The 25,614-nt window shown below is 36.0% G+C and carries 23 protein-coding genes; 18 read left to right on the forward strand and 5 right to left on the reverse strand.

The annotated features are described in order from the left end of the window. The first annotated feature begins 1 nt into the window (after window position 1). From V6R96_RS03290 to V6R96_RS03305, 4 genes are all read left to right on the forward strand, one after another. Complete coding sequence (locus V6R96_RS03290; RefSeq protein WP_336377991.1) at window positions 2-2,158, forward strand: patatin-like phospholipase family protein; 2,157 nt, start codon at window positions 2-4, stop codon at window positions 2,156-2,158. 4 nt (window positions 2,159-2,162) lie between these two features. Next, complete coding sequence (gene ybeY, locus V6R96_RS03295) at window positions 2,163-2,582, forward strand: rRNA maturation RNase YbeY (RefSeq protein WP_336377992.1); 420 nt, start codon at window positions 2,163-2,165, stop codon at window positions 2,580-2,582. Window positions 2,583-2,732: 150 nt separating this feature from the next. Beyond that, window positions 2,733-4,595 carry a tRNA uridine-5-carboxymethylaminomethyl(34) synthesis enzyme MnmG gene (mnmG, locus tag V6R96_RS03300; protein WP_223557886.1) on the forward strand — a complete coding sequence of 621 codons (1,863 nt, stop codon included), beginning with the start codon at window positions 2,733-2,735 and terminating at the stop codon, window positions 4,593-4,595. A 116-nt stretch (window positions 4,596-4,711) separates the two neighbouring features. Then, window positions 4,712-5,533 carry a class I SAM-dependent methyltransferase gene (locus V6R96_RS03305; protein WP_336377993.1) on the forward strand — a complete coding sequence of 274 codons (822 nt, stop codon included), beginning with the start codon at window positions 4,712-4,714 and terminating at the stop codon, window positions 5,531-5,533. Between the two features lie 544 nt (window positions 5,534-6,077). On the opposite strand, the gene V6R96_RS03310 is transcribed toward V6R96_RS03305, so the two are convergent. After that, window positions 6,078-7,268, reverse strand: a complete 1,191-nt coding sequence (locus V6R96_RS03310; RefSeq protein WP_111953951.1) for a phosphoglycerate kinase — start codon at window positions 7,266-7,268, stop codon at window positions 6,078-6,080. A gap of 554 nt (window positions 7,269-7,822) precedes the next feature. On the opposite strand from V6R96_RS03310, the gene rpiB reads away from it, so the two are divergent. The 8 genes from rpiB to tsaB all read left to right on the forward strand — a co-directional run bounded on the left by rpiB (window position 7,823) and on the right by tsaB (window position 14,964). After that, a complete protein-coding gene (gene rpiB, locus V6R96_RS03315; RefSeq protein WP_111953949.1) occupies window positions 7,823-8,257 on the forward strand; it encodes a ribose 5-phosphate isomerase B in 435 nt (144 codons plus the stop codon). A gap of 429 nt (window positions 8,258-8,686) precedes the next feature. After that, window positions 8,687-10,840, forward strand: coding sequence for a ribonuclease R (rnr, locus tag V6R96_RS03320; protein ID WP_336377994.1), 2,154 nt, complete (start codon window positions 8,687-8,689; stop codon window positions 10,838-10,840). A 65-nt stretch (window positions 10,841-10,905) separates the two neighbouring features. Continuing rightward, window positions 10,906-11,592, forward strand: a complete 687-nt coding sequence (locus V6R96_RS03325) for a LysE family translocator (RefSeq protein WP_306841085.1) — start codon at window positions 10,906-10,908, stop codon at window positions 11,590-11,592. Then, window positions 11,589-12,518, forward strand: coding sequence for an LD-carboxypeptidase (locus tag V6R96_RS03330; protein ID WP_223557883.1), 930 nt, complete (start codon window positions 11,589-11,591; stop codon window positions 12,516-12,518). The genes V6R96_RS03325 and V6R96_RS03330 overlap by 4 nt, the downstream gene beginning before the upstream one ends. Window positions 12,519-12,535: 17 nt before the next feature. After that, complete coding sequence (locus tag V6R96_RS03335) at window positions 12,536-12,961, forward strand: hypothetical protein (protein WP_336377995.1); 426 nt, start codon at window positions 12,536-12,538, stop codon at window positions 12,959-12,961. Then, the gene (locus V6R96_RS03340; protein ID WP_111953939.1) at window positions 12,961-13,332 is read left to right on the forward strand and encodes a YraN family protein; all 372 of its coding nucleotides are present in this window, start codon (window positions 12,961-12,963) and stop codon (window positions 13,330-13,332) included. The genes V6R96_RS03335 and V6R96_RS03340 overlap by 1 nt, the downstream gene beginning before the upstream one ends. A 48-nt stretch (window positions 13,333-13,380) precedes the next feature. Continuing rightward, window positions 13,381-14,130 (forward strand): SDR family NAD(P)-dependent oxidoreductase, encoded by a 750-nt coding sequence (locus tag V6R96_RS03345; RefSeq protein ID WP_336377996.1) that lies wholly within the window; start codon window positions 13,381-13,383, stop codon window positions 14,128-14,130. 147 nt (window positions 14,131-14,277) lie between these two features. After that, a complete protein-coding gene (tsaB, locus tag V6R96_RS03350; RefSeq protein ID WP_336377997.1) occupies window positions 14,278-14,964 on the forward strand; it encodes a tRNA (adenosine(37)-N6)-threonylcarbamoyltransferase complex dimerization subunit type 1 TsaB in 687 nt (228 codons plus the stop codon). Window positions 14,965-15,022: 58 nt separating this feature from the next. Here the strand turns inward: tsaB and V6R96_RS03355 are convergent, their stop codons facing one another. The 4 genes from V6R96_RS03355 to V6R96_RS03370 all read right to left on the reverse strand — a co-directional run bounded on the left by V6R96_RS03355 (window position 15,023) and on the right by V6R96_RS03370 (window position 19,503). Further along, window positions 15,023-17,599, reverse strand: a complete 2,577-nt coding sequence (locus tag V6R96_RS03355) for a tetratricopeptide repeat protein (protein WP_336377998.1) — start codon at window positions 17,597-17,599, stop codon at window positions 15,023-15,025. An 85-nt stretch (window positions 17,600-17,684) separates the two neighbouring features. Continuing rightward, window positions 17,685-18,239 carry a Maf family nucleotide pyrophosphatase gene (locus V6R96_RS03360; RefSeq protein WP_336377999.1) on the reverse strand — a complete coding sequence of 185 codons (555 nt, stop codon included), beginning with the start codon at window positions 18,237-18,239 and terminating at the stop codon, window positions 17,685-17,687. Between the two features lie 6 nt (window positions 18,240-18,245). Further along, the gene (locus tag V6R96_RS03365) at window positions 18,246-18,764 is read right to left on the reverse strand and encodes an HAD family hydrolase (protein ID WP_111953931.1); all 519 of its coding nucleotides are present in this window, start codon (window positions 18,762-18,764) and stop codon (window positions 18,246-18,248) included. Continuing rightward, a complete protein-coding gene (locus V6R96_RS03370) occupies window positions 18,754-19,503 on the reverse strand; it encodes a DUF2520 domain-containing protein (RefSeq protein ID WP_336378000.1) in 750 nt (249 codons plus the stop codon). Before V6R96_RS03370 ends, V6R96_RS03365 begins: the two co-directional genes overlap by 11 nt. 190 nt (window positions 19,504-19,693) lie before the next feature. On the opposite strand from V6R96_RS03370, the gene V6R96_RS03375 reads away from it, so the two are divergent. From V6R96_RS03375 to lepA, 6 genes are all read left to right on the forward strand, one after another. Continuing rightward, a complete protein-coding gene (locus tag V6R96_RS03375) occupies window positions 19,694-20,245 on the forward strand; it encodes an RNA polymerase sigma factor (protein WP_034701130.1) in 552 nt (183 codons plus the stop codon). Between the two features lie 18 nt (window positions 20,246-20,263). Continuing rightward, window positions 20,264-20,797 carry a hypothetical protein gene (locus tag V6R96_RS03380; protein WP_336378001.1) on the forward strand — a complete coding sequence of 178 codons (534 nt, stop codon included), beginning with the start codon at window positions 20,264-20,266 and terminating at the stop codon, window positions 20,795-20,797. A 5-nt stretch (window positions 20,798-20,802) separates the two neighbouring features. Next, on the forward strand, window positions 20,803-21,327 hold the full coding sequence (locus V6R96_RS03385; RefSeq protein ID WP_223557875.1) for a hypothetical protein: 525 nt from the start codon (window positions 20,803-20,805) through the stop codon (window positions 21,325-21,327). Window positions 21,328-21,429: 102 nt separating this feature from the next. Next, window positions 21,430-22,473 (forward strand): hypothetical protein, encoded by a 1,044-nt coding sequence (locus tag V6R96_RS03390; protein ID WP_336378002.1) that lies wholly within the window; start codon window positions 21,430-21,432, stop codon window positions 22,471-22,473. 85 nt (window positions 22,474-22,558) lie between these two features. Then, the gene (locus V6R96_RS03395; protein WP_336378003.1) at window positions 22,559-23,587 is read left to right on the forward strand and encodes a hypothetical protein; all 1,029 of its coding nucleotides are present in this window, start codon (window positions 22,559-22,561) and stop codon (window positions 23,585-23,587) included. Window positions 23,588-23,790: 203 nt separating this feature from the next. Then, entirely contained in the window at window positions 23,791-25,587 is a 1,797-nt protein-coding gene (gene lepA / locus V6R96_RS03400) for a translation elongation factor 4 (RefSeq protein ID WP_111953921.1), read from the forward strand. Window positions 25,588-25,614: the final 27 nt, after the last annotated feature.

Raw genomic sequence — 25,614 nt, forward strand, 5'->3', positions numbered from 1 at the left:
TATGAGAAAACTCCTGATCCTTCTCTTCGTATTCCAACTCCTGATGATCCATTCTCAAGTGAAAAAGGATCTGGTCATACCAAAAAATCCAAGAATCGGCCTTTCTCTTGCCGGTGGTGGTGCCAAAGGTTTTTCACACGTCGGAGTACTGAAAGTACTGGATTCACTAGGAGTAAAGGTCGATTATATTTCCGGAACCAGTATGGGAGCCATTGTTGGAGGCCTATATGCCTCGGGATATTCCGGGAAAGAAATAGAAAAGATTGTAATGGACACCGATTTCTATTCTCTTATAATGGATCCTAAATCCAGACAGGAAACTTCTTTCTTTAATAAATCCGTCGATAAATACCTTTTATCCATTCCTTTAAAAAACGGGAAGATATCCCTTCCCTCCTCCATAAGCTCAGGACAGAGAAATGTTTACCTACTTAAGGAACTTTTTAAAAATGTTTCCAATATTGATGATTTTTCCAAACTGCCAATTCCTTTTATGTGTGTTGCTACCAATCTGGAAAGCGGCAATATGGAAATTTTCGAAAAAGGCGATCTTGTACAGTCAATAATGGCCAGTTCTGCCTTTCCTTCTCTCATGGATCCTGTAAAAATTGGTGACAGTATTTATATAGACGGAGCGATGACGGTAAATTATCCTTCAAAGCCATTAAAGGACAAAGGAATCGATATCGTGATCGGTGTGGACCTAAACCAGGATTTATCGAAAAGAGCAGATTTAAACAATATTATATCAATCCTTAATCAGGTTATTGATTTCGGAATTAAAAGAGATACCAGAAAACAATATAAATACACAGATATTAATATCAAGCCCAATCTGAAAGGAATGACTGCTACCAGTTATGATGAGAAGAAAAAAATTCTCGACAGCGGCTATGCGGAAGGTATGAAATACACCGCTGTGTTGGATCAGCTTCCCAAACGAGAGTTTGACCGCCTTAGAGAGCGTGTAAACCCAATATATTCCAATGTGTATAAGATTGACAGTATTTCGCTGGATGGAGGCCGTATTTATGGTAAAAACTACGTCTTAGGTAAAATGGGCCTACGTCTGCCATCCATGCAAACCTATGGTTCTATCAACAAAAAAATCGATAAACTGGTTGCTACCAATAACTACCGTTTCATCAATTATGATATTATTCCAGAAAATGATGCCAATTATCTTAAGCTTTACGTTACAGAGGATGAAGCCCGCCATTTTTTAAAAGTTGGACTGCATTATGATGAAGTCTTCAAAACCGGTCTTCTTCTGAATTATTCAGGAAAGCGTCTTTTATTTAAAAATTCAAACTTGTCCCTTGATGTTATCGTAGGCGATAAACCAAGATATTATCTAAACTATTTTATTGATAACGGATATATCCCGGGCTTCGGTATCTACTCTTCCGGGATGAGCTTTGATCTTAAGAATATTGACAATAATGTAGTGGATAAATGGGAATGGTTCAGGAATGAAGCTTTTATACAGTCTGTATGGAAGGATAAATTTGCAATCGGAGGCGGAATCAGTCATGATTATTTCGGAGCTGAAATAAATGGTGAGCATGAAAGGTATATGCGTTTTTTAAATCCTTATGTTTTCCTGAAAAGTGATACCCAGAATGACAAAGACTTCCCATCTAGAGGCATTTACATCAACGCGGAAGGTAAAGTAATCGATCTTTTGAAATCTGAGGTTGAAAAGAGAATTATACAGGTTAAAGCAGATATCAGGATTAATGTTCCAATTTCAAAGCAATTTTCCTACCGTCTTAATTTGTATGGCGGAATTACCATCGGCGATAATCTTCCGGAATTTTACCAATACAGACTTGGCGGAATTTTTGAACAGAATATGATCAATTTCAGAAGCTTCGGAGGATTTTATTTTGCTCAGCTCAATACCAATAATGTCATTCTTGTTTCCAATGATCTTCAGTTCAAATTCAATAAAAACTATTTCTTAAGCGGGAATTTTAGCTTTGCCAATCTTTCGGATGATATCAATTTTGAAGATGCAGTTAAAGTAAATTATAGTTCAGTAGGACTTACTGCCGGATATAAATCTCCGTTTGGACAAATTAAGGTCAATTTTAGCCACTCACTTAAAAACAATCAAAAAGGCATATTCAGTGTTATTTTAGGACACTGGTTTTAATACAATGATACAATTCTTTTACGAAAATTTAGAGGAATCTGTAAATACAGATTATCAAAAATGGCTGGAAGATATTATTCTTTCAGAAGGAAAAAAACTAGGCGAAATCAATTATATTTTCTGCGATGATGAATATCTGCTTAAGATTAATCAGGATTATCTGCAGCATGATTATTATACCGACATCATCACTTTTGATTATGTAAAAGGGAAAACAATAAGCGGAGAGATTTTCGTATCTTTGCAGCGAATTTCAGACAATGCTTCTACCCTATCCAGAGATTACGAAGAAGAATTAAAAAGGGTTTTGGCTCATGGCATACTTCATCTTGCGGGATACAAGGATAAGACAGAAGAAGAAGAGAAAGAAATGCGGAGAATGGAAGATTTATACCTGGCTAAGTTTAAGGAATTAAATCCTTAATAAATTGAAGAATCACTTAAAGAATAATCCGTAAAGTGTTCAATTATAGCCACAATAAAAGCTCACCTGGAGCACATTCTCTAAAAATGTTTCACGTGAAACATTCATAGAAAACAGTAAAATTAAAGGCTTTAAATAAGCAATATAAAAATGATTTCAGATACATATGACGTAATCGTAGTAGGCGCCGGACATGCAGGTTGTGAAGCTGCAGCCGCTGCAGCGAACCTAGGTTCAAAAACCCTGCTTGTTACAATGAATATGCAGACCATCGGACAGATGAGCTGCAACCCGGCAATGGGAGGAATCGCAAAAGGACAGATCGTAAGAGAGATTGATGCTATGGGAGGATACTCCGGAATTGTAGCCGATAAGTCAGCAATCCAGTTCAAAATGCTGAATCTTTCAAAAGGCCCTGCGATGTGGTCTCCAAGAACGCAAAATGACAGAATGCTTTTTGCAGAAGAATGGAGATTAGCATTAGAAAACACACCCAATCTTGATTTCTTTCAGGATATGGTAAAACAGCTTATTGTAGAAAACAATAAGGTAACCGGAGTTATTACTTCTTTAGGAATTGAGATAAAAAGTAAATCTGTAGTTCTTACCAACGGAACATTCCTTAATGGTTTGATTCACGTTGGAGACAAACAATTAGGCGGTGGAAGAATGGGCGAACCTAGAGCATTCGGAATTACCGAACAATTGGTAAGCTTAGGTTTCGAAGCAGGTAGAATGAAAACAGGTACTCCTCCCCGAGTAGACGGAAGAAGCCTTGATTATTCTAAAATGGAAGAGCAGAAAGGCGATGAAAATCCTCAAAAGTTCAGCTACACAGATACTCCGAAATTAACAAAACAACTTAGCTGTCATATCGTTTACACCAACGAGACAGTACATGATATTTTACGTGAAGGTTTCGACAGAAGCCCAATGTTTAATGGTACAATTCAAAGTTTAGGCCCAAGATATTGTCCAAGTATTGAGGATAAGATCAACCGTTTTGCGGAAAGAACCAGACACCAGCTTTTCGTAGAACCGGAAGGATGGAAAACGGTTGAAATCTATGTAAACGGATTCAGCTCTTCCCTTCCGGAAGACGTACAGATCAAAGCCATGAAGCATATTCCCGGCTTTGAAAATGTAAAAGTATTCCGTCCCGGCTATGCTATTGAGTATGACTACTTCCCTCCTACCCAATTAAAGCATACATTAGAAACAAAACTAATCGATAATTTATATTTTGCGGGCCAGATCAACGGAACCACAGGATATGAAGAAGCTGCAGGACAAGGATTAATCGCTGGTATTAATGCCCACAATAAAGTACACGGAAAAGAAGATTTTATTCTGAACAGAGATGAAGCTTATATCGGAGTATTAATTGATGATTTGATCACAAAAGGAACGGAAGAACCATACAGAATGTTCACTTCCCGTGCAGAATACAGACTTTTATTAAGACAGGATAATGCTGATATCAGATTGACTGAAAAAGCTTACCATCTAGGTCTTGCTAAAGAAGACCGGTTAAGAAAAGTTGAAACAAAAGTAGCTAAGAGTCAGGAACTTGAAGAGTTCTTAAGAGAAACTTCTTTAAAGCCAGGTATTATTAATCCAATACTAGAAACTATTGAAAGTAATCCCGTAGATCAGGCTTACAGAGCATCGCAGTTTCTTACCAGACCTAATATTACACTGGAAAAGCTTGATACTATTGATGTTATCAAAGAATTTTCATCAAAATATGATGATGAAGTAAGAGAACAGGCTGAGATCAATATCAAATACAAAGGTTATATTGAAAAGGAAAAAGAAAATGTAGCGAAACTTAACCGTCTGGAAAATATAAAAATTCCGGAAGATTTTGATTATAAAAGCCTTTCCAGCCTTTCTTCAGAAGCAAAGCAGAAAATGTCTAATGTAAGACCAAAAACTATTGCACAGGCAGGCAGAATCAGTGGTGTTTCTCCAGCCGATATAAACGTTTTACTGGTCTATTTAGGACGTTAAAGCAAAAATGTTTCACGTGAAACATTTATAAATTAAAAGCAAAAATTAAGGTATTTATAGCCGTTAAGTTTTCAAGCAGTAAATACCTTATTTTTAAATATCAAGTTATTAATTCAATGAGAATAAAGGATCATTTTCTTTCACAGGAAATATTTGAAATAAAAGAAACAGAAACAAAAGGGGTTTTCAAGACCTCTCCTATTCCATCCAATATTTCCAAATATTACGAAAGCGAAGATTATATTTCCCATCATCAGGATTCAGGAAGTTTTAAAGAAAAGCTTTATAAATTCTTACAGTCTTTTAATCTGCAATACAAAAAAAATATCCTCGCAGACAGGATAAAAAAGGGATCTAAAGTTCTTGATTACGGTTGCGGTGCCGGAGAATTTGTAAAATATATAGAAAACGATTTTGAAACTTTCGGTTTTGAACCTGATGCCGATGCCAGAAAAGCTGCACTTAATAAAATATCCAAAACAACGGTAATTGATAATATCAACATTATTCAGGACCACAGTTTAGATGCTATTACATTATGGCACGTTTTTGAACATGTAGAGAACCAGGATGAGATGCTTGAAATTTTTCACAGAAAATTAAAAGATAAAGGACTTCTCATTATAGCTGTTCCCAACCCTACTTCTTATGACGCAAAACATTACAAAGAATATTGGGCAGCTTATGATGTACCGAGACATATTTATCATTTCTCCAAAAATGGTATGGAAAATTTAATTTCCAAGAAACCAAACTGGAAAATGAGAAAAATCAAACCTTTGGTCCTTGACTCTTTTTACATCTCCATGCTGAGCGAAAAATACAAAAAATCACCTCTTTTTTGGCTAAAAGCAGTTATTTACGGAACGATTTCTAACGTAAAGGCTCTTTTTTCGAACGAATTTTCAAGTTTGATATACATTATCGAAAAAAGATAGAAAATCGATTTTTGAGCCATTTCTGAAGGTCAATTTTCACCAATTTCAACAAAAAAAACAAAACCTGGAGAATATTCCGGGTTTATTTTTTGATCAATATATAAGTCAAATTAAAAAGTAAATTTAAAAACTCCCCTACTCGATTCCTTTAACAATTTAGAAAATGTAAAAAAGGAGTATATCAATTTATAGCAAGCTGTAAATTTCTAAAGATTATTGATTGACCAATTTCAGGTTAGAAAAATTATCCAAAATAAAAAAGCTGTTGAAAATAAAATTGAGCTAACAAATTATTTTACAAAATTTTGAATGAAGGTTAAAAATTTGATCATGTGAAAAAAAATAACCTTAAAAAATATTCGCCAATAGCATATTTTCATCAGAAAATAAATTTTATAAAAAGATGTAGATATCCACATCTTTTTAACAAAATTGGAAATTTACCACTCATTTTCGAAAACTAGCCTCAACTCACTCTTAATTTAAAAGCAAAACAAAAAAAGACCGCCATATCTGACGGTCTCCTATATATAAAAATAAAATATTATTTATTGATAGCAGCAACTCCAGGAAGTTCCAAACCTTCCAGACTTTCAAGCATCGCTCCTCCACCTGTAGAAACATAGCTCACTTTATCATCATAACCGAACTGCTTCACAAAAGCAACACTGTCACCTCCTCCCACTAAAGAGAAAGCTCCTAATTTTGTAGCTTCAGCAATACTGTCTCCCAAAGCAACTGTCCCGCCCGCAAAGTTTGACATTTCAAAAACTCCGATCGGCCCGTTCCAAAGGATTGTTCTTGAATTCAGCAATACATCATTGAACTGGTCTCTTGATTTATGACCTGCGTCAAGTCCCATCCACCCTTCAGGAATTGCATAGATATCTGCTTCTTTTCTTTCCGCATCATTATTAAAAGCTTCCGCAATAATAACATCAGAAGGAAGATATACTTTAACTTTATTTTCCTTCGCTTTTCCTAAAATCTCAAGAGCTAAAGGAAGTTTATCCTCTTCTACTAATGAGTTTCCTATTTTTCCGCCTAAAGCTTTAATAAAAGTAAATGCCATACCTCCTCCAATGATCAGATTATCAATTGCCGGAAGTATATTTTCTATAATGGTAATTTTAGTTGAAACCTTAGAACCTCCAAGTATAGCAGTTACAGGCTTCTCTCCTTTTCTCAACACTTTATCAATAGCCTGAAGTTCTTTAGCCATTAATAAACCGAAAAACTTAGTTGATTCAAAATATTGAGCAATAACTGCTGTAGAAGCATGTGCTCTGTGAGCTGTCCCGAATGCATCATTTACAAATGCATCTCCAAGTTTTGAAAGCTTTTCAGCGAATCCTGCATCCCCCTTTTCCTCTTCACTATGAAAACGAAGATTTTCCAACAATAAGATCTCACCAGGCTGAAGCTCAGAAGCTGCCTTTTCAGCCTTTTCCCCGATACATTCATCCACAAACTTAACTTCCTTTCCAAGAACAGCAGAAACTTCATCTACGATATGCTTAAGAGAGAATTCATCTTTTACTTCGCCTTTAGGTCTCCCAAGATGGGTCATTAAGATTACAGAGCCCCCGTCATTAATAATTTTTTCTACTGTAGGTTTTACAGCTACGATTCTTGTATTATCTGTTACTTTTAACTGATCATCCTGCGGAACATTGAAGTCCACTCTTACCAGAGCTTTCTTGTCTTTAAAATTGAAATCATTGATTGTTTTCATAAGTATCTTTGAATTTTCGTTTCACAAATGTAAGCTTTTAAACATTTTCAAGAGAACCAATAAAACAAAACTTTTTGAAAACTTTCCCCCAACCCAATCACCCACTAATCAACAATTTTTTCTCTTTAAAAGAAAAGAATAATGTAGTTGTTGTTGAGTATTGTTAGTTTCGGGGATAAGTTTTATCAAAATAATTGGTAACAAATAATTTTTATTCAATTCATATTTAATTCACATTGTAATATCTTGTAAATCTGTCTTTTCACAGACTTATTAACAGATGTGAGTAAGTTTGCCACAAATCCATTATTAGTTATTTGATTATGGAAAAACTTTGGATTAAGTGGAGAAAACATTTTGAAAGTTGTGGTTAAAATTTTCAAATACATTTCCCATTACGAAATAAATCCATCTTTAAAAACAGAAAGTTGGAAAAAGTTTTCCACAGTTATTCACATACCTTTTCACAAATTACCATGGATTAACTAACAGACTTTGTTATTATTCTTACCTTTGTCATGAAATAAAATCTAAAAAGACTTAATACAGGTATTATGAAAAGAAAAATAGCTATTGCTGCAGACCATGCAGGCTATGAATACAAGGAGATTGTTAAGAACTATCTTTCAGAACAATTTGATGTTCAGGATTTTGGCACGTTTTCCACAGACAGTGTGGATTATCCGGACTTTGTTCACCCTGCCGCAACATCTGTGGAAAATGGTGAGAACGAATTGGGAATATTGATCTGCGGAAGCGGAAACGGAGTTCAGATCACAGCGAACAAACACCAGAAGATCAGATGCGCACTTTGCTGGATGCCGGAGATTGCAGTGCTGGCAAGACAGCATAATGATGCCAATATGATCTCAATACCGGCAAGGTTTATCTCTAAAGAATTAGCCATAGAAATTGCTGAAAAATTTCTTTCTACAGAATTTGAAGGAGGAAGACACCAGAACAGAGTAGATAAAATTGCTGTTTGCTAAAATATATAAAGGCCTGTAAATCAAATTGCAGGCCTTATTTATTTTTTATTTTGTATCTTTGCAACAGTTAATAGAAATTACCAGTCTATTATTTCCATCCCAAACCTGAATACCTAAAAGATATTTATTCACAGGTTTTTCTCCCCTCTTCTCCATATTTGTAGTAATTTTAACAGACTAAGTTCCATTGTAAATAAATTGGAAAGAAAATTGATGCTGTTGAATTAATAAGAAAATATAAAAACAGTATCCATAAAGAGGTAATAATTCCTGAAAGTGATTTTATTGAAATGTCTCTTAATATGGAGGAAAAAATAATAAATAGAAAGTTTTAATTCGTGATCTTATTTATTTTGAATTTAAAAACTCTGCAGTTCAGAGATTTCAAAAACGGATTATTACAATAATAACAATTAAATAACATTAAAAATGCCAAGAAAAGGTAAATATATAAGCCATAAAAACGAACAGAAACTCATAGAGATCGGAAGACTGATCCTGCGTTTCATGAATACCAATTCATCGAAGATCTATAATTATAAGCAGATTGCAGACGGAATAGAGTATAAAAACCCCCGCCAGAGAGAGCTGGTGATCCAGGCCCTTCACAAACTTCAGGGCTCTGAAAAGATCAAAGAAGTAGAAAAAGGAAAATATATCGTTAATCTGAAGATTGCAGGAACTTTGACAGGAGTCATTGATTTTAACCAATCCGGAAATGCCTATGTTAATGTAGAAGGTGTGGAAGATGATATCTTTATTCATTCCAAAAATGTGAAAGATGCATTACAGGGCGATAAAGTCCTGATTGTGACTTATCATTTCAAAGGAAAAAAACTGGAAGGTTCCGTATTGGAAGTTCTGGAAAGAGCAAGAACTGAATTTGTAGGAACATTCCAGGTGGTTGCCCATAAAGATTTTGGATTTGTGGTTTGTGATAAAAAATCCATTCACACAGATATCTTTATTCCAAGATCTAAATTCGGAGGTGCTGAAAATGGCGATAAAGTTGTGGTAAAAATGATAGAATGGAAGCCGGGTGATAAGAATCCTGAAGGAGAAATCATCCAGGTATTGGGAGCTCCGGGTGAGCATGAAACTGAGATCCACTCTATTCTTGCGGAATATGGCCTTCCTTACGATTTTCCACAGGAAGTTGAGCTCGATGCGGATAAAATTGACAGGAGGATTACCGATGAAGAAGCTGCAAAGCGTTGGGATATGCGTGATATCTGTACCTTCACCATTGACCCTAAGGACGCAAAAGACTTTGATGATGCGCTTTCAATAAGAAAATTGGAAAACGGAAACTGGGAGATCGGTGTGCATATTGCAGACGTTTCACATTATGTAGTTCCGGGAACTATCCTGGATGATGAGGCTTACAAAAGGGCAACTTCGGTATACCTTGTAGACCGTGTGGTTCCAATGCTTCCCGAAGTTTTGAGTAACGATGTATGTTCACTTCGTCCTAATGAAGATAAATATACATTCTCTGCAGTTTTCGAGTTGAATGATAAAGCTGAGATCAAGAAACAATGGTTTGGAAGAACAGTGATTCATTCAGATAGAAGATTTACTTACGAAGAAGCTCAGGAACGTATAGAAACAGGCCAGGGAGACCTTGCAGAGGAAATCAATACCCTTGACAGGTTAGCCAAAATCATGCGTGACGAACGTGTAAGAAACGGAGCTATTACATTTGACAGAAGTGAAGTAAGATTCAATCTGGATGAAAACAACTCGCCTATCGGGGTATACTTTAAAATAAGTAAAGATTCCAATCACCTGATCGAAGAATTCATGCTTTTAGCCAATAAAAAAGTATCTGAATTTGTATCATTGAACAGTAAAGGTGGAGTAACAAACAATACCTTTATTTACAGGGTCCACGATGATCCGAATCCTGCAAAACTGGAAGCATTGAGAGATTTTGTCTCTACTTTCGGGTACAAAATGAATCTTGACAATACCAAGAAAGTTGCAGAATCTTTAAACAAGCTTCTTTCCGATGTCAAAGGAAAAGGAGAAGAAAATATGATCGAAACGTTGGCCATGAGAAGTATGAGCAAAGCGGTATACTCTACAGAGCCTATCGGCCATTACGGTTTAGGCTTCGAATACTACAGCCACTTTACCTCTCCTATCCGACGTTATCCTGACCTTCTTGCCCACCGCCTTTTACAGCACTATCTTGACGGAGGAAAATCTCCAAGCAAGCAGGAGCTGGAAGACAAAGCAAAACACTGCAGTTCTATGGAAAGACTGGCTGCCGACGCAGAAAGAGATTCCATCAAGTTCATGCAGGTGAAGTTTATGGAAAAACATCTTGGAGAAACATTTACAGGAGTTATTTCAGGTGTTGCAGAATTCGGTTTCTGGGTTGAAATTCCTGAAAACGGAGCTGAAGGATTAATCAAATTAAGGGATCTGGTAGATGATTCATATTCTTATGACGCAAAGACCCATGCAGTGTATGGCAACAGGACCGGTAAAAAATATCAGTTAGGAGATCAGGTTCAGATCAAAGTGGTAAAAGCCAACCTTATTCAAAAACAGTTAGACTTTAAGATTGTTGATTAATTAAATCATAAAGTCTAACTTTGTATTAATGGGATGAAATTTTTTTTCATTTAAAATACTATTGAATGTTTGAACTTGTACTATCTGCTATTATCTTAGGATTTATGCTGAGCCTGGTTTTTATAGGACCTATTTTTTTCCTTTTAATTGAGACCAGCTTCACCAGAGGGCCAAGACATGCTCTGGCACTGGATCTCGGAGTCATTACGGCAGATTTATTATGCATTGTTGCTGCATATTATGCAAGTGCGGATATTGTAACATTAATAGATAAGCATCCCGGATTTTACAGGATCACTTCCATACTTATTTTTGTATATGGGATTGTCATGATGGTCACCAGGACCAAAATGCATATGCCCGGTGAAGAAAAAATCATTGGCCAGAACTATTTTAAAACGTTTTTCAATGGTTTTTTCTTCAATCTTTTAAATGTGGGGGTTATTCTTTTCTGGCTGGTTACAGTAATCTCTGTAAGAAACCAGTACCCTGATACCAGCAGTTTTATACTGTATGTGAGTATCGTTATTGGTACCTATTTGTGTATCGACCTGGCCAAAATATTCTTAGCAAAACAATTTCACGATAAACTTACCCAGAAGCTTGCCAACCAGATCAGAAGAATCGTTGGTGGGATTCTTATTGTTTTCAGTTTCTTCATCTTTCTGCAGAGCTTTAAGAAATTTAATCAGTTCGACAGGCGTTTAGAAGAAGCTGAGAAAAAAGAAATCAAGTATCAAAAAACAGAATGAAAAAAATAATATTTCCCAAGGCCCTTAAAAAAGGGTCTAAAATAGCTGTTATTTCCCCTGCCGGAGCTGTAGATGTTTCTCAGCTTGAAAAGGGAATAGAAATGATTAAAAACAAAGGTTTTGAACCCGTTCTGGGCGAACACCTTTATACTAAATATTCAAACGGCTATAATTACGCCGGTACAGAACAGGAAAGAATTAAAGATATCAACTGGGCTTTAAATGATCAGGATATTTCAGCAATCTGGGCCTCTCGAGGAGGTTATGGCTGCCAGCATCTGGTTCAGCACTTAAAGCTGAAAAACTTTACAAATAATCCGAAATGGTATATCGGTTATTCCGATAATACTGTTATTCAAAGCTATTTATTGAAAAAAGGTTTTGCATCTATTCATGGACAAACCATTAAAACTTCCAGCTTTGGAGTTACAGATGAAAGCTATGATCTGGTTTTTGATATTTTGAAAGGGAAAAGGCCTGAATATGCTTTAAAATCACATAAGTTTAATAAGGCAGGGAATATTGAAGGAGAGCTGGTCGGAGGTAATTTAGCTTTGATCTATGCGCTTTTAGGAACCAAGTATTCCTTTGACTTCAGGGATAAGATTTTATTCATTGAAGATATAGGGGAAAATTTTTACGCTTTGGATAGAATGATTATGACCCTGGAATTAGCCGGAGTTTTCAATAAAATAAAAGGATTGATCGTTGGTGGGATGACCAATATGGGTGATGAAAAAGAGAATAAAAGCTATGAAGAAAGCTTCGATGAATTTGCCTACAAGCTAATTTCTGACAGAATTTCAAAATATAAATTCCCAACTGTTTTTGGATTTCCGAATGGACATATTAAAGATAACAGACCTTTAATCATTGGAGGGAAAGTTAATATGAAGGTCGGAGATAAGGTTAAGATTGAGTTTTAGAAAAAAGATGATTCCGGATGAAGCTTACTGAAAATTTTGAGCCCATAAAAATCACTCCGGATCTGGTGAAAAGCATGCTTTATATTCTGTTTTTAGTTAGTGTAGTCTCTTATTTTCTATTCTTTTACAAAGGACTAAAGTTTGAATATAAAGAGAAATGTCCCTGTAATGCTGAGTACACCCTTTCTCAGTATGATCAGAGAGGAAAGATTTGGGAAAGAAGGAACTATGCTTCTAAACCCGATTTTAAAACATTTGAACTCAAGAACAGAATGGGTTTTACACTTGATAAGCTTGAAAATATTGATTTTTATAAATTGAATGATACTCTGTTCAAACCCTCAGAAAAAAGTGAGTTTGATTTGTTTTCAAAACGATTTTACTGGGACTGCAAAAACAGAGAAGTGTGGATATCAACACACCATAAATTATCTTTTAAATAATGGCAACACATAATGATTTTGGTAAAATAGCGGAAGACCTTGCAGCAGAATATCTGCAGAAGAACGGCTATAAGATTGTTACCAGAAATTTCCGGTTTCAGAAAGCTGAAATCGATATTATTGCTGAAAAAGAGGGTTTAATTATCATCGTAGAAGTAAAAGCACGTTCCACAGATGCCTTTATGCTGCCTCAGGAGGCGGTAACCAAAACAAAAATCAGATCCATAGTTATTGCGGCCAATCATTATCTTGAAGAATTTAACAAAAGCAGTGAAGTAAGATTTGATATTATTTCTGTTCTTGCTGACGGAAAAGGAAATTTAGATATAGAACATATTGAAAGTGCTTTTGAAGCATTAGATGCAAATTAAAATCACTAAATACTTTGCACACTATACAACTATACATTTTACAATACAATGAAAACAATACTCATCACCGGAGCTACTTCCGGAATAGGAAAATCTACTGCAGAGCTTTTGGCCAGACAGGGAAACAGAATTATTATCTGTGGAAGAAGAAATGAAGTTTTGGAATCTTTAAAGGCTGAGCTTTCTCAATTTACCGAAATATTTAGTTTAAGTTTTGATGTAAGGAATCTTGAAGAAGTTGAAAAAGCAATAAGTTCACTGCCGGAAGAATGGAAAGCTATTGATGTTCTTATTAATAATGCAGGAAATGCACACGGTTTAGATCCTCTTTCTGCCGGAAAGACAGATGATTGGGATTCTATGATCGATGGGAATGTAAAAGGGCTTTTATATGTTTCCAAAATGATCATCCCTTCCATGAAAGACCGTAATTCAGGGCATATTGTAAACATTAGTTCAGTGGCGGCAAGACAGACTTATGCCAACGGAACTGTTTACTGTGCAACTAAAAAAGCAGTTGATGTGATTTCTGAAGGAATGCGTCTGGAACTTACTGAATTCGGGATCAAAGTGACCAATATCCAGCCAGGCGCGGTAGAGACAGACTTCTCTCTCGTAAGGTTTAAAGGAGACAGTGAAAGAGCTTCTACTGTATATGCAGGATATGAAGCTTTAAAGGCAGAAGATATTGCTGATGCTATTGCTTACTGCATTAATGCTCCAAAACATGTGATGGTTTCGGATATGACCATTTATCCTAGTGCACAGAGCGAGCCGAGAACGATTTACAGAAAATAAGGTGAAAAAATATCACTTTTTATCCTCCTTTTCTCATTTACTTTTTTGGAATGGGCAAAAACTATGGAGCTGGCATAGATAGAAATAAAGCCATAAATTTGCATAAACTAAAGCAATTTCGCTTTCTGCAATTTTTAAATTAAGAAAATGAGAGTATTATACCTCGAAACCTCTTCCAAAAACTGTTCGGTAGCTATTTCAGACGATGAAAAGCTCCTGTGCCTGTGCGAAGAAGTTTCTGAAAACTATAAACAATCTGAAAGCCTACATACCTTTGTGGAGTGGGCGCTGGAAGGAGCAGGGCTTACCATGAAAGATATAGAGGCCATTTCATTAGGTAAAGGGCCTGGTTCCTACACCGGATTAAGGATTGGGGCTGCCTCTGCAAAAGGTTTTTGCTATGGACTGAAGGTTCCCTTAATCGCAGTAAATTCTCTAGAAAGCATGATAGAGCCTTTTTTAGGCAAAAACTACGATTATATAGTGCCATTAGTCGATGCGAGGAGAATGGAGGTTTATACGGCTGCTTATGACGGCAAAACAGGAAAAGAACTTTCACCGACCGAAGCCAAAATTTTAGATGAAACCTCTTTCGGGGAATTTAAAGATAAAAAGGTGATTTTTGTAGGCGACGGCGCTAAGAAGGCCGAAGAAATTCTGAATCTTCCGGATGCAGAATTTAGGAATGATATCTACCCTTCTGCACAATACCTGATCAGAAAGACCATAGAAATGATAGATAAAAAAGAGTTTGAAGATATTGCCTACTTTGAACCGTTCTATCTCAAAGATTTCCATGGGGTGAAGAAAAAGAAATCTTCAGATTCTGTATGACTATAAAAAAATAAGCAGTTACATAAAAAAAAGCGAAGAGTAATTCTTCGCTTTTTATTTATTTGGGCATTTCCGGAATACCATCAGGATTTTTTTCTTTATCCTTATCTCTATCTTTTTTCAGTTTCTGTTTAGGCTTTTTGGGCTCTGTATCTGCGTCCTGTACCTGCTGAAGCTGGCTGTTTTTATCATTTCCGGCTGGATTCTGAGGAATACCATTATTCATATTCTGTACAGGTTGCGCCGGCATTTGTGGCTGCTGTGGAAGAGAATTTCCTTTATTATCTGTTGCCTGGAAAGAAAGCTCACTTTTCAGATAATTTAGCATTTCTTTCGCTTTTATGCCTTCCGGAGTTTTAGAATAATTCAGTGCGATCTGTTCAAGCTGCAGAATCATTACCTCTTTTCCGCTCATTTTCCCGGTGTTGAATGCATTCAATAGGTGGAATTTCGGAACAAGGGCATCTTTGGGATACTTCTGTATCGTCTGATCTATGATGTCACGGCTTTCCCCGAACTTTTCAGCTTCATAAAGAGCGTAAGCCTTTTTGTATTCATTTTCAACATCTGCTGATGATTTCACGAATGAATTATTCTTAGGGTTTCTTGCAAATTCAGCATAAGAAGTATAAGGATAATCGGTCAAAAGAATCTGTTTTGCTCTTTCAGAGACCTGAGGATTCTTTTGGTAATTCATTGCAAAGATTTCATAAAGAGCCTGAAGCATTACTTTTTCCTCAGGTTTTACATCTACAAGATCATATAATGTCTTTGTTGCCAAAGGGGTATTCGTAAAATAATTCTGATACATGACACCCAAACCTAATGAAGCAGTGTCTCTGTCTTTCTTTAACTGGCTCAGTTTTTCCTGATCAGTAGGAATCTGCTCAATATAGTAAGTCGGCTCAAAACGTCTTGGATTAGGTGCCGAAGTCACGCCAAGAGCTTCATTTTTCATATCTTCAATAGTCGCCATCTTTTTAGAATAACGCCAGTTATCAGCTAATGCCCTGTCTCCCCAGATCTGCTTAAAGGAAGATGATCCTTTGCTTATTGTTCCTGTATTGCTGAAATAAAAACCTTTGGTGGTAACCCCAAAATCTTCAAAAGAATTGGTGTTATTGGCAAAAATTGAATTCGCGCTATAATCCCCCGAATCAAAACCTTTGCTTCTTTCTGCACGTCTTCTCTCCTGTTCTTCTTTTTCTTCCTTAACTTTCAGTTTGGCGATATACTTCGAGAAAAAATCTGTTTTCTGAGCATCATTCATCTTCGCTAAAGAAAGAATACTGTCGTTTTTCTTGATCAGATAATAGTTTTTAGAAATCTTCTTAATATATTCAGACTGGTCTTTTAAAAGGACCTTAGAAGGCTCGTAAGTCATGACTGTAAGAGCGGAATCATAATAAGTTCCGGCGCCGATATAATCGTTTTTTTCCAGGTAGCTCTTCCCTATTTCATAATATGTAAGACCTCTTACCTGTGGATCTGAGACCTTTTCAAAAAGAGATTTTTTAAAGAATTCCTGAGCTTCGTCTTTCTTTCCGGCTTTGTTGGCCATTAAACCTAAAGCATAGTAAAATTCATTCTTTCTGGAGCCGTAAGTTCCTTTCTTACTGATCCCTTCCAGATAGTTTTTGGCTCCGTTATAATCCCCTTTTCCATTGAAGGTTTTAGCAATGGCAATTTGGGATTTTACTTCAAACTCAAAATCATTGGCATATTTATAAGCCTGGGTAAAGCTTTCACGGGCTTTATCATTTTGTCCCAGGTTTTCAGAAACCTGTCCTCTCAGATAGGCTATCCTGCTTTTCAGTTTTCTGTCAGAATTCAGCTCAAAAGCCCTGTCCAGTTCAGCTCCGGCTTCCTCCAGCTTTCCTGCGTCCAAAAGAGCCTCAGAATGATAAATGCTCAGCAGTTTAGCATAGCTTTTATTAATATCCTCACCCTGTAGTTTGGCAAAAGTTTCGTTGGCTTTATGATAATCTTTGATCTGCGCATAGGCTACACCCTGGTAGATTCTTGCCAGAGGAAGCCTTTTATCATCCTTCATGTGGGTGAAAACATAGTTCAGGGCATCCAGGGCCTGTACGGCCTTGTTCTGGTAGATTCTGGACTGTACAAGAATCATGTAAGCGTCAAAAATCTTTTTATTCTTTTCTTCACCGTTTCTGATAACAGAATATTTGTTGATGGCTTTCTGAGCCTTTGCCTCAGCAATTTCTAACGTAGTTGCTCCCTTGTTCTGGAGCTCATCAGGCATTCCGGGAGTTGTATTTCCCTGTGCATCGGGCATTCCGGGTGGCATCCCCGGAGCTCCTCTTTCAGAAGAAGGTCTGTTTACTTCAGCCATTTTCATGGAATTTTCAGCGAAGGCGGCAGATTGGCCCAGATCACTTCCCAAAGGCTGATCTTCAATAGTAAGAATAGGAATATAAGGCGCATAAAAATTGTCCTTGTGTCCCTTGTCTCTGCTCGTGAATTCGCTGTTTAACGCATCTTTTGCATTAAAAAGGGTATTGTAATATGTGTTGAATCCTTTCATGAATTTTGATCGCTGTTCCGGCTTTTTGGTCTTGGTAGCACAGGAAGCAACGATGCACATGATTAAAAGGAATAATATATTCTTTTTCATTATTCAATATAACTCTCTTATCTGCTTTTTATTATGAGCAGCTGATGATTTTGTAAAAATAACAAAATTTTGTAATGAATAATATTTATATTTCTTTCAAAATTTTATAAACCAAATGAGTAGGAAGTCCCATGATCGTATAAAAGCTTCCATTCATCCTGCTGATCTTGGCCATGCCCAGCCATTCCTGGATGCCATAGCTGCCTGCTTTGTCGAAAGGTTTGAAATTTTGAACGTAATATTCTATTTCATCATCGGTAATTTTATCAAATTCCACATCCGCAACATCAGTTTCGGTCCATGTTTTATTAACGGATTTTATGGTAATTCCCGTATAAACCTGATGAGTTTTTCCAGAAAGCAGCCGCAGCATATGCTTTGCTTCATTCCCTTCTTTCGGTTTTCCAAGGACCTTATTATCTATTGCAACTACAGTATCGGCTGTTAACAGTACTTCATCATCAGACAGTTTTCTGAATGCTGCTGCCTTTAATTCAGACAGATAAGCTGCTGCCTCTCCTATTTTGATATCCTTGGGAAGAATTTCTTCACAATCTATTTTTACAACCTCGAAATCGAAGCCTAAGCTTGAAAGCAGTTCTTTTCTTCTTGGTGACTGGGATGCTAAAAGTAATTTCATAAGTTTTTATACAGATTGCGTATTATCATCATGCCAGTTCCCCTGAACCTTCATGACCTGCTCGATTACATCACGTACTGCCCCGCTTCCTCCTTTTTTGGCAGAAATATAATCAGATATTCCCTTTACTTCAGGAACGGCATTTTCAGGACAGGCTGAAATAGCAGAATTTTCCATAATGTGAATATCAGGAAGATCATCTCCCATTGTCAGGATCTCCTCATTTTTAAGATTGTATTTCTTTTTAAAATCTTCAAAGTCAACCATTTTATCGTGTGACTTTGGATAATAATCCTCTATTCCAAGATAATTGATCCTGTGCTTTACCATTTCATCATTTCCGCCAGTGATTACTCCGATTAAATAATTGTTTTTTAGTGCTTTAACTACTGCATAGCCATCCAGAACATTCATTACCCTGCACATATTTCCACCGGGCATCAGATAAACGCTTCCATCTGTAAAAACTCCGTCTACATCAAATACAAATGCCTTAATATCTTTTAATTTCTCTTTATAGCTCATACATTTTTTGAATAGAATGATTCATTGTTTTATAAATTTCAAGACTTTCGCCTTTTAATAACTGTTCATGTATTTCCAGTATCCTCACATCATTTCTTACGGCTGGGCCGGTTTGGGCGGCTTTAGGCTCGATCTCATGAATTTTCTGTACTGTTTCATCAATCAAAGGCAGAAAATAATTAAACGGAATTTCCTGCGAATCTGAAATCTCCTTTGCCTTTGCGAAAAGATGATTGACAAAATTGCAGGCAAAAACTGCGGTAAGGTGGATATATTTTCTTTTCTCGTGGCTGCTTTCCATCACATTTTCTGAGATTTTGGAAGCAATTTCAAAAAGAAGCTGTTTATCCTGTTCATTTTCAGCTTCAATAAATAACGGAATCTTCTCATAATCCAGTTCTTTTGATTTTGAAAATGTCTGCAAAGGATAAAAACTCGCTTTTCGGTACGCGCCTTTCAGAATTTCTTTGGGAAGAGATCCCGAAGTATGGGCAACCAGACAGTCTTTTTTGGTGATAAGCTGAGAAACATTTTCAACGGAGTTATCGCTTACACAGATGATATACAGGTCTGCATCTTGAAGTTGCTCCGTAGAATAAGGAACATTCAATTCCCCGGAAATCTTCTTTAATTCTTCGCCGTTCCTTCCAAAAACTTGCATTAATGGAATATTCTTCAGGCTAAACGCCTTTGCCATGTGATAAGCCACATTTCCGGAACCTATAATTACAGTTTGCATCTAACAAAGATAAGATTTTAAAGGAAGACGGAGGCAGAGCTCCCTGAAGTTTATGGTGGAATATCTCTGTTCCTATTGTGTAAGGCACATGACATAATGATCTGATATTATTTTAAATATTTGGACCGAAAATTGAATAAGTAATTTAACTTTCGGCTATTTTTGTAATCCAAAACAGTGAAAGCATCTTATGAAGATTAAGGACGCGGAAATTATTTCGTTGATGCAGAATCCACGGACCCAGGAAAAAGGAGTCCGTGCCTTGATGGATGCTTATCAAAGCAGATTGTACTGGCATATCAGAAGAATTATTGTGGATGGAGATCTTGCTCAGGATACGCTACAGGAGACTTTTATTAAAGCTTACCAGAATTTTCACCAGTTCAAAAATGACAGTCAGCTGTATACCTGGCTTTACAGGATTGCTACCAACGAAGCATTACAGCAGGTCAATAAGTTGAAAAAAATGCAGAAAACGGATGAAGATCCTGAGTATTATATGCAGAACCTGGTGGCCGACAATACGGAAGGAGATGCGGAAGAAATACAGCTGCTGCTCCAGAACGCCATACAAAGCCTGCCCGAAAAGCAGAAACTGGTATTTATGATGCGGTATTATGATGATTTACCCTATGAAGAGATTTCTAAAATTGTAGATATGTCTGTGGGGACTTTAAAGACGAATTATCATTATGCCAAACAGAAAATAGAAGAGTATATTAAAGAAAATTACGAGAGATAATTTTTTGAACAAACAAAGATGAAAGAGTTCGACATAGAAAAACTAGAACGTAAGAATATTTACAAAATTCCGGATCATTTATTTGAAAATATCCAGGATAATGTAATGAACGAAGTGAAAGCGAATAAAAAAGCACCGGTTTTCAAATTAAACTGGATGTATGCTGCTGCTGCATCGCTTGCTTTAATATTCGGGGCAACGTATGTTTTTAATTCTGACAATGATCCGGCGGCAGATGTGGCGAATTCAAAAACATTAGCAGTCAACATTCAGGAACCAAAAACAGAAAGCGAACGTGCTTATGAAACTTTGGAAGCAGATTTAACTTCTGTTGAAAATAATAATCAAACAGTTAGTAGTCAGGGAACTAAAACTATTTCATACACTCCTAAAAAGGATGTTGAAAGCGCAACAGCTCCGCAGCCTGTAAAAGCTGCCACTAAAAAAGAAGAAATTAAAATGAATGAATATCTGGATTCTTTTTCCAATTCCGAAATATCAGAACTTGCAAGCAATTCGACTCAGGACGTTTATTTAGATTTATATAATTAAGAAAGATGAAAAAGATATTATTTACACTTTTTATTATTTATGGTTTTGGCCTGAATGCACAAAATGCACAGACTACAGATTATGACTGGAAAAAAATGGACCCTAAACAACGAAAAGAGGTAATAAACAATCTTTCTCCTGAAGAGAGAAAAGAACTTCTTAAAAAGTTTAGGAATAATATGGTGGTAGAAAATCTCGAAATTGATGCCAGCGATAAAACAGAATTTACTCAGCTTTATAATGAGTATTTAGATAACCAGAAGCAGATAAAAAGCCAGTTTAACCCTGATTTCAACCCTGAAACATTATCTGACGATGAAGCCAAAGCAAAGCTTCAGCAGAGTTTCGAAGTAGGACAGAAACTGCTTGATAACAGAAAGAAATATGCTGACAAGATGCAGCAGGTGATTCCTTGCCAAAAAGTATTGAAGCTATTCCAGTCTGAAGGAATGATGAGAGATAAAATGAATGAGAGAAAACCTCACAGCGGACGCAATAATAGTATGGCAAAGCCCAAACAAAACCCATAATAGTTTATTTTTTTAATGTTGGACGGCTCTTACAGACAATTGTTTGTGAGAGCCGTTTAGTTTTAAAGCAAATTCATATTTTTGATGAAATCTTTATGTTATATGAAAAAAATACTACAGATCGCTTTATTTTTTGTTTCACTAATTTCTTTTGCACAATCTCAGGAGGTCATTAAAGAAAGAGGAAATCTTTCAAATCCAAAAGGGAATATTTATAAGTCTCTTGAAGTAATTGATCAAAGAGAAGATCAAAAAATAGGAGAGCTGCCTTTCGGAGACGGCAAAGAAATGAAAGAAATTGTTTTTCCCACTTCCATAAATCATTTCTTAAGTCAATGGTATACAGAAAGTAACCATAAAGGCGGGAAAAATGAAATGGTTTTAGTTCTTAAAAAGCTTAAAACCTATCTGGGAGAAACAGTAGGAAAGGAAACAGAAGGAGATATAGAGTTTTCTGCCCAGACTTTTCTGAAAGATGGAGATAATTATAAGTTTTTATATAAAAAAGATACGGTTTATAGTTTCAGAAGTAAAAATATTTCGGATATAATGGTGAAAAATATTCCGGTTATTTTTGCGATGTTTATGAAAAAAACATATACGCTGAAACCCAAAGAAAATTCTGTAACAATCGATGCTCTTACGGATTATGAATCTTTTGTGAAAGCCAATTCCGAAGCATATAAAAATGAACAGCTGAAAGATGGAATTTACTTAAATCATACTTCATTTATGAACCAGATTCCTGAACCGGGAAATTATGTTTTTGAAAAAAATGAAAAAGGAGCAGTTTTAAGAGCGATAAAAGAAGAAAACGGTAAGAAAGATAAAATCTCTGCCAATGAAATGTTCATATATGTACAAAATGGAAAGGCTTATAAAAAAACATACTCGGGGTTTTTAGAGCTTAATAAAAATGACAGAGGATTTTATCTGGTAAGCAACAGAAGTTATATTCTTCCGGTTCAAAATTCTGCTGTTTTTTTGAGCGTTGGTGCAGGACAAGGAGGGATGTATGGAGGTCTTGCTGTTGGTCTTGTAGGAATTTTTGAGCGAGGACTTAGACAAAATAAGGCGAGAAAAAGTGAAACGTTTGCAATTTATATCGATCCACAGACAGGAGAATATGATTTTTCGGAAGAATAACATAACCACTCTTACAATTTTTTGTGGGAGTTGTTTAGTTTTTAAACTAATTCATATTTTTACGGACGAACTTTAAAAAAAACAAATGAAAAAAAAATTATTATTTCTATTATTTTCTAGTTTTGTTTCTGCTCAAAAAGATCAATTTATAGAGCTCAGAAATAGTATAAAAGATAAAAGTCATTTTGCCAAATCTCTTACTTTGCTAGACAAGAGAGAAGATAAAAACATAGGAATAGTTTCTCACAGAAAAGATCCTTTTGCGGTAAAATTTGAAAAAGATAATTTGGAAAAATTATTTTCTGATTGGTTTTTAGAAGATAATAAGGTACAGGGAAATATTCAATATTTTCTTGTGCTGGAAAATTTAAAGGTTAATGATATACCGTCTGAAAGATCAGTTACGGGACATCTGGAAATGAAAATGTCTACCTTTTTAAAAAGAAATGATAAATATTATTTTTTGAAAAAACGTACAATTTCAAAAGATTACCCACAGAAAGATCATGCATATATTACGAGAGCCATAGCGGCTAAAATATCATCGGAATTAGCTAATATTATCAAAGATTCCTACACTGAAACTGGGCTCAATATTCCTATTTTTGAAACTGATCTTGGAAATTATGAAAAAATAATACCCGAAAAGTTACCGGTTTACAGTTCTGAAACTTTTACGGACGGTGTTTATAAAGATTATAAATCATTTGCCGAACAAAAGCCAGATAAAGAATTTGCAGTAAAAAAGAATAAAGATGGTGTAATTAAAGGGGTGAAAAGGGTTGATGGTTATGATAATCTTGGTAAAGATGTTTTTGCGATTATAGATAACGGAATTGCCTATAAGAAAACACCCGTAAGTATTATCGAAATTGAAAAAGATAATGACGGCATTTTTATAATGGCATCTCAGGAAGAAATTTTTCCGCAATATAACAGTACACCGATTATTGTAGGAGCAGGTGCTGCAGGCGCTATTGGGGGATTGGTTGCTGCTGTAATAGACGTTGCAGCTACAAAAATCCGCAAACGTAATGCATCGTATTATAGAGTAGGAATTGATAAGCTTACAGGAGAATATATTTTACCCGAAAATTTCGATAAACCTAAATAAGACAAAATAAAAGAGAGACAATTTGTCTCTCTTTTATTTTTTTATCTGTAGTGATAGGGCTTTGAAATAGCAAGTGCGGAGAGTGGGAAAAGCTCCTAAAAACTAAATCATTTTAATGATGGTTTAAATTAATTTCACCCCATAAAATAAGAATGAGGAATTGTCTTGCTTTTTTTTATCTTTGCAAATTACAAGGTTCTTAAATGAAAAACATACGAAATTTTTGCATAATCGCTCATATCGACCACGGTAAAAGTACTTTGGCGGATAGACTATTGGAATATACCAATACTGTTACCCAAAGAGAATTACAGTCTCAGACGCTGGATGATATGGATTTGGAGAAAGAACGCGGGATTACGATCAAGTCTCACGCGATCCAGATGGATTATGAGTATAAAGGAGAAAAATATATCTTAAATCTTATTGATACCCCGGGACACGTAGACTTTTCTTATGAAGTTTCCCGTTCTATTGCTGCCTGCGAAGGAGCCCTTCTTATAGTAGATGCGGCACAGAGTATTCAGGCTCAGACCATCAGTAATCTTTATCTGGCATTAGAAAATGATTTGGAAATTATTCCAATTCTTAATAAAATAGATCTTCCGTCAGCAAACCCTGAAGAAGTAACCGATGAAATTATGGGACTTTTGGGCTGTAAATATGAAGATGTCCTTAGAGTTTCCGGAAAGACAGGAGAGGGAGTTCATGATTTGCTCGAACAGATTGTCAATAGAATTCCTGCCCCGGTTGGAGACCCGAATGCTCCGTTACAGGCACTGATCTTTGACTCTGTTTACAACCCGTTCAGAGGGATTGAGGCTTATTTCAAAGTAGTAAACGGAAGTATTTCTAAAAACGAGAAAATCAAATTTTTTGCTACGGGAAAAGAATATGGTGCTGATGAAGTAGGAACATTAAAACTAAAGCAGGTTCCGAAAAAGACTATTGAATGCGGTGATGTAGGCTACATTATTTCCGGAATTAAAGATGCAAGAGAAGTAAAAGTAGGTGATACCATTACCTCTTTCGTAAACCCAGCCGCTGCTGCGATTGACGGTTTTGAAGAAGTAAAGCCAATGGTATTTGCAGGGATTTATCCTATTGAATCGGAAGATTTTGAGGAGTTAAGATTTTCATTAGAAAAATTAAGACTGAATGATGCTTCTTTGGTTTTCGAACCTGAGAGTTCTGCAGCACTTGGTTTTGGTTTCCGTTGCGGATTCTTAGGAATGCTTCATATGGAAATCGTACAGGAACGTCTTGAGAGAGAGTTTGATATGAACGTAATTACTACGGTTCCCAACGTTTCATATCACGGGTTTTCAAAAAAAGATCCTGAAACTGCAATTTTAATCAACAACCCATCAGAAATGATTGATCCTAATCTTTTAGATAGAGTTGAAGAACCGTATATAAAAGCTTCTATCATTACTAAATCCGATTTTGTGGGTGCTGTAATGACGCTTTGTATTGAAAAGAGAGGAGAGATTGTCAACCAAAGTTATTTAACGGCAGACAGGGTAGAATTAACATTTAATATGCCTTTGGCAGAGGTTGTTTTCGACTTTTACGACAGACTGAAATCTATTTCCAAAGGATATGCGTCATTCGATTATTCACCAATAGGAATGCGTTCCTCTAAATTGGTTAAAATGGATATTCTGATCAATGGGGATATGGTAGACGCCCTTTCTTCACTGATTCACGATAGCAACGCTTATTATATCGGTAAAAAGATGTGTGAAAAGCTTCGTGAGCTGATTCCTAGACAGCAGTTCGATATTGCGGTTCAGGCAGCGCTGGGAGCGAAAGTTATTGCCAGGGAAACCATTAAAGCATTAAGAAAAGACGTTACCGCAAAATGTTACGGAGGAGATATTTCCAGAAAACGTAAGCTTCTTGAAAAACAGAAGGAAGGTAAGAAGAAAATGAAGCAGATTGGTAGAGTAGAAGTACCGCAATCAGCTTTCATGGCTGTATTAAAACTAAACGATTAATATAAAAAGACCGGTAATTTTTACCGG

The sequence above is a fragment of the Chryseobacterium sp. CCNWLW53 genome (assembly GCF_037083525.1).
GTDB lineage: Bacteria > Bacteroidota > Bacteroidia > Flavobacteriales > Weeksellaceae > Chryseobacterium > Chryseobacterium lathyri.

Bases quoted from the DNA above. Each gene is read 5' to 3' on its own strand.
- V6R96_RS03380 (WP_336378001.1), top strand. From the start codon at position 20,264: ATGAAAGAGTTCGACATAGAAAAACTAGAACGTAAGAATATTTACAAA.
- V6R96_RS03330 (WP_223557883.1), top strand. From the start codon at position 11,589: ATGAAAAAAATAATATTTCCCAAGGCCCTTAAAAAAGGGTCTAAAATA.
- V6R96_RS03335 (WP_336377995.1), top strand. From the start codon at position 12,536: ATGAAGCTTACTGAAAATTTTGAGCCCATAAAAATCACTCCGGATCTG.
- V6R96_RS03310 (WP_111953951.1), bottom strand. From the start codon at position 7,268: ATGAAAACAATCAATGATTTCAATTTTAAAGACAAGAAAGCTCTGGTA.
- rnr (WP_336377994.1), top strand. From the start codon at position 8,687: ATGCCAAGAAAAGGTAAATATATAAGCCATAAAAACGAACAGAAACTC.
- V6R96_RS03325 (WP_306841085.1), top strand. From the start codon at position 10,906: ATGTTTGAACTTGTACTATCTGCTATTATCTTAGGATTTATGCTGAGC.
- ybeY (WP_336377992.1), top strand. From the start codon at position 2,163: ATGATACAATTCTTTTACGAAAATTTAGAGGAATCTGTAAATACAGAT.
- V6R96_RS03385 (WP_223557875.1), top strand. From the start codon at position 20,803: ATGAAAAAGATATTATTTACACTTTTTATTATTTATGGTTTTGGCCTG.
- V6R96_RS03305 (WP_336377993.1), top strand. From the start codon at position 4,712: ATGAGAATAAAGGATCATTTTCTTTCACAGGAAATATTTGAAATAAAA.
- rpiB (WP_111953949.1), top strand. From the start codon at position 7,823: ATGAAAAGAAAAATAGCTATTGCTGCAGACCATGCAGGCTATGAATAC.
- V6R96_RS03365 (WP_111953931.1), bottom strand. From the start codon at position 18,764: ATGAGCTATAAAGAGAAATTAAAAGATATTAAGGCATTTGTATTTGAT.
- V6R96_RS03360 (WP_336377999.1), bottom strand. From the start codon at position 18,239: ATGAAATTACTTTTAGCATCCCAGTCACCAAGAAGAAAAGAACTGCTT.
- V6R96_RS03345 (WP_336377996.1), top strand. From the start codon at position 13,381: ATGAAAACAATACTCATCACCGGAGCTACTTCCGGAATAGGAAAATCT.
- mnmG (WP_223557886.1), top strand. From the start codon at position 2,733: ATGATTTCAGATACATATGACGTAATCGTAGTAGGCGCCGGACATGCA.
- V6R96_RS03390 (WP_336378002.1), top strand. From the start codon at position 21,430: ATGAAAAAAATACTACAGATCGCTTTATTTTTTGTTTCACTAATTTCT.
- V6R96_RS03375 (WP_034701130.1), top strand. From the start codon at position 19,694: ATGAAGATTAAGGACGCGGAAATTATTTCGTTGATGCAGAATCCACGG.
- lepA (WP_111953921.1), top strand. From the start codon at position 23,791: ATGAAAAACATACGAAATTTTTGCATAATCGCTCATATCGACCACGGT.
- V6R96_RS03340 (WP_111953939.1), top strand. From the start codon at position 12,961: ATGGCAACACATAATGATTTTGGTAAAATAGCGGAAGACCTTGCAGCA.
- V6R96_RS03355 (WP_336377998.1), bottom strand. From the start codon at position 17,599: ATGAAAAAGAATATATTATTCCTTTTAATCATGTGCATCGTTGCTTCC.
- V6R96_RS03290 (WP_336377991.1), top strand. From the start codon at position 2: ATGAGAAAACTCCTGATCCTTCTCTTCGTATTCCAACTCCTGATGATC.
- V6R96_RS03395 (WP_336378003.1), top strand. From the start codon at position 22,559: ATGAAAAAAAAATTATTATTTCTATTATTTTCTAGTTTTGTTTCTGCT.
- V6R96_RS03370 (WP_336378000.1), bottom strand. From the start codon at position 19,503: ATGCAAACTGTAATTATAGGTTCCGGAAATGTGGCTTATCACATGGCA.
- tsaB (WP_336377997.1), top strand. From the start codon at position 14,278: ATGAGAGTATTATACCTCGAAACCTCTTCCAAAAACTGTTCGGTAGCT.